This is a genomic window from Sulfolobus sp. B1, assembly GCF_007050195.1.
Classification (GTDB): domain Archaea; phylum Thermoproteota; class Thermoprotei_A; order Sulfolobales; family Sulfolobaceae; genus Saccharolobus.
Genome location: NZ_QIMI01000143.1, coordinates 1 through 3,771, shown reverse-complemented (window position 1 = coordinate 3,771; position 3,771 = coordinate 1). Strand labels below are relative to the sequence as shown.

The 3,771-nt window shown below is 37.1% G+C and carries 4 protein-coding genes; 1 reads left to right on the top strand and 3 read right to left on the bottom strand.

The window, feature by feature from the left end:
* From DMP16_RS08465 to pdxS, 3 genes are all read right to left on the bottom strand, one after another.
* A partial coding sequence (locus DMP16_RS08465; RefSeq protein ID WP_143577095.1) for an ATPase, T2SS/T4P/T4SS family occupies positions 1–1,323 on the bottom strand: 1,323 nt, incomplete at its 3' end.
* A 47-nt stretch (positions 1,324–1,370) separates the two neighbouring features.
* A complete protein-coding gene (gene pdxT / locus DMP16_RS08460; RefSeq protein WP_069282229.1) occupies positions 1,371–1,973 on the bottom strand; it encodes a pyridoxal 5'-phosphate synthase glutaminase subunit PdxT in 603 nt (200 codons plus the stop codon).
* Positions 1,970–2,986 (bottom strand): pyridoxal 5'-phosphate synthase lyase subunit PdxS, encoded by a 1,017-nt coding sequence (gene pdxS, locus DMP16_RS08455; protein ID WP_143577094.1) that lies wholly within the window; start codon positions 2,984–2,986, stop codon positions 1,970–1,972. The genes pdxT and pdxS overlap by 4 nt, the downstream gene beginning before the upstream one ends.
* Before the next feature lie 156 nt (positions 2,987–3,142).
* Here pdxS and DMP16_RS08450 point away from each other — a divergent pair.
* Positions 3,143–3,771 (top strand): DUF973 family protein (locus tag DMP16_RS08450; RefSeq protein ID WP_143577093.1); only part of this gene is annotated, 629 nt, incomplete at its 3' end.

The following is a 3,771-nucleotide window of genomic DNA, read 5'->3' as shown; positions in this document are numbered from 1 at the left end:
TATTCCCCTATTAACTGGCACTATCATAGTTTGTTCTCCAAACACATAGATCTCGTACTCTGTATTACCAGAGATTAAATCTTTAATTTCTACAACTGGTCTGGCTAAATCAGCTTCCTTCAATCCCGCAGGAACTTTAACCGTCATTTCTAGAGTGTAAACTTTTGCTACATTACCTGAATGTATGTAAATGACTGTGTCTAAGATGTTAGGTATAGTACCTATATCAACTCTATTAACAAACCTATGGATGGCATCTATTGGTGAAGTAGCATGAACCACACCTATCATTCCAACTCCGGCTAGTCTTAAGTCAACATAAAGTTTGAAGTCTTCATCATTTCTCATCTCGTCATAGACTGTATAATCTGGCCTACTTAATAATAAAATATCATGTAGTTCTCCTATCTCGGCATAATTCTTAGAATATTGTGTTATGTCTGGAGGTAAATGCATATCTCTCGGCGATTCTACAGTTTTAACTACTTTTCCTAGCTTCATATAATACTCAGCTAGGGCTTGAGCAAATGTAGTTTTGCCCATTCCCGGTGCCCCAGCTATAATTATGCCTTCAGCTCTTTCCTCTAGCCTTCTTAATAATTTATCGTCAAGATTATACTCCTCTAACTTCTTTCTTACGACTGGTCTGGTTATCGTAATTTCCCATCCATCACTTAATGGCGGTCTGGTTATTATCACCCTGTAATTGCCTAGCTGAATTATGAGTGAGCCTTTTCTCTCAATTTCTATAAAAGAACCCTTTACGAACCTAACTGCATTAATTATCTCATTCGCTATCTTCTTAACCTCGCTTGAGATGATAGGTCTGTCAGATAAATTAACGAACATCCAATTACCGGGTTTACCCCTCTTCGCCTTCACTACGGTATCTTCCTTAATGTGAACACTCATGGTTTCGTTATCGAAGAAACTCTCAAAGCTGAGTTGTTGCTCTATTGGTTGGAGAAAATAGTGTTGCAATCCGGTTATCTCACATATCTTCTTCTGGACTTCATCAGCGGTTACGATAATACATCCCCTATCTAGACAATATTCCCTTATTACGTCATTCACCTCTTTTCCCCTAGAGTCATCATTTATTATTTCGAATCCAACCAAAATTCTCTCCGTAACTTCTTTTATCTTCTTTACTTCATCTAAAGCTATCTCTGAACTCACTAGTCCTTGATTACTCTCATCTTCTAACTGTTTTATTAAGGACTTGTGAATTAAGACATTACCATTTACTAATCCTCTTTCCAGATACCTTGAAAAACCATATAATAAGGCACTCTTATCAATCATTAAGTCATTCAAATCCATAATCCCCGTTGATACTGAAAATAAGAATCAAGAGTACAAATAAAAAATTACCCTTTAATAAAACTTATAAAATATTCATGGATAGCTGTACTGTTGGATAGTTCTGGATGGAAAGTAGTAGCTAAAATATTGTTTTGTTCTGCTAGAACTGTTATACCATTAAGTTTAGCTAGACTTTTAGCATTATCCCAAGTTTTCACAATTGCAGGAGCTCTTATGAACACAAACTTAGCCTTCTCCTTCCCAATCCCTGATAAATCTATAATAGTCTCAAAACTCTCCCTCTGCCTACCATAGTAGTTTCTTATAACTGATACGCTCATTATGCCTATCAAAGGTTGTGAAGTTTTACCAACTTTAGCATCCACAACTTCTTTTGCTAACATTATAGCTCCCGCACAAGTTCCTAGAGTGGGCAATCCAGACTTGATCTTATCTTTAAGCTCATCCAATAAACCTAATCTTTTGGCAACCAAACCTATCGTGGTACTCTCTCCACCCGGTATAATAATACCATCCACTTTCTCCAAGTCCTTTTGTAGCTTTATCTCTACTATTTCACCATCTAATGATAGCTTATATAAAGCTCTCTTTAACTGAAGGGAGTGCTCTTCAAAACTACCTTGATATGCTACTACTCCTACCTTCATATTCCCCTCACCTGAAGGAGCTCCTCTGGTTTTAATGACTTTATATCAATGCCCATCATACTCTTCTGTTTTGATATCATCTTTTGAGCCTCCAATACTATTTCCGGATACTCCCAACACGAAGTAGCTAACACTACTGCTTTAGCCCTCTCTTGCGGGTCTTGGCTCTTAAAGATCCCAGATCCTACGAAAATACCATCTGCACCTAGCCACATCATTAAAGCAGCGTCAGCTGGAGTTGCTATTCCTCCAGCTGCGAAGTTGACTATTGGTAATCTCTTAAGCTTAGCAGTAAGTTCAACTATTTGATATGGAACTTGATACTCCCTAGCTTTCTTCATCCTATCCTCCTCAGCCATGTAAACTAAGTTCCTTATTTCGCTGTTTATTATCTTTATATGCTTAACAGCTTCACTCACATTACCTGTACCAGCCTCACCCTTAGTCCTTATCATAGAAGCGCCTTCTGATATCCTTCTTAGGGCTTCAGCTAAATTCCTGGCTCCATTTACAAATGGAACTTTGAACTCCCACTTGTTTATGTGATGCTCTTCATCAGCTGGTGTTAACACCTCACTTTCATCTATCATATCAACCCCTAAAGCTTCTAGCACCTTAGCCTCATAATAGTGTCCTATTCTAACTTTTGCCATAACTGGAATAGTTATTGAATTCATAACTTCCTCAATTACTTTAGGGTCAGCCATCCTTGCAACTCCACCAGATTTCCTAACGTCATAAGGAAGCTTATCTAACACCATTACAGCTACAGCTCCAGCTTCCTCAGCTATTTGTGCTTGTTGTACGTTAGTCACATCCATTACTACGCCTCCTTTTTGGAATATCGGGAAAGCATGCTTAACTCTAGCAGTCCCTACTGCGATTTCTGGTAACTCCTTTTCTAATTCTGGAAGGAATTCCAATAATCCATCTCCTTTTAATGTGTCTTTGACTTCAGCTAATTTATAGAAAAATTCCTCTATTTCAGCAAAAGATAATTCGTACAGCCTCATTTCACGTATGATTATGTAATGTAAATTAAAAACTTATATTCTAACACTTTACGCCATCATGATAAATAAAAAGCCGGGAGTAGTAGAATTTTAATCTGATATTAGTCGAATTAATAAGAGAAATAAATAAATATTCACACACAAATTTTAGTAATAATGGATAGCCACGAAATAAAAGGGTTAAGAGAAATTAGGAGAAGTTCTGCCTATTATATAATCTACGTAATACTAATGATGGCTATAGGGAAGTTATTATCTGATGGAACCTATGGTCTTCTGAGAAGTCTCTTCGCCTCCTACTTAATCGCAATAGAAATAATATTAGCTGGACTTTTCGGCTTGAGCTTTAGGTCTTCAATGCAATCGTTTGAAAAGAGATCAGTAAGGGAGTCTCTATTTCAGCTAATAATCCTGCTGGCTGGTAATTTAGCATACTTTTCAGTCATAGGGTTAGGTATTTCATCCTTTCCCAATTATTTTAATAACTTCGTTTTGACTAACACCACCTTTACATTCATTTTTATCATAGGAGGTCTTCTTCTGTTTGTAAGCCTTTTACTGATTGGGATAGAGATTTCCAGAGTAGGTAGTGAATATAGTAATCTGCTGATTGAAATTGGCGCACCACTTATATTAGCCGCAGTAATACCTGCTGTTAGTTTTCTGTTTGGATTTAGTGAACTAACCATTGCATTAACTGCTGTTGGTATAGCTGGTAGTGTATTGATCAGCGTTGGTGCTTATCAAGTACAGAAAGTATTAGAGAGAAAGCAAACAGGGGAATA

Coding starts and splice junctions, on each gene's coding strand:
- pdxT (WP_069282229.1), bottom strand. CDS start 1,973: ATGAAGGTAGGAGTAGTAGCATATCAAGGTAGTTTTGAAGAGCACTCC.
- pdxS (WP_143577094.1), bottom strand. CDS start 2,986: ATGAGGCTGTACGAATTATCTTTTGCTGAAATAGAGGAATTTTTCTAT.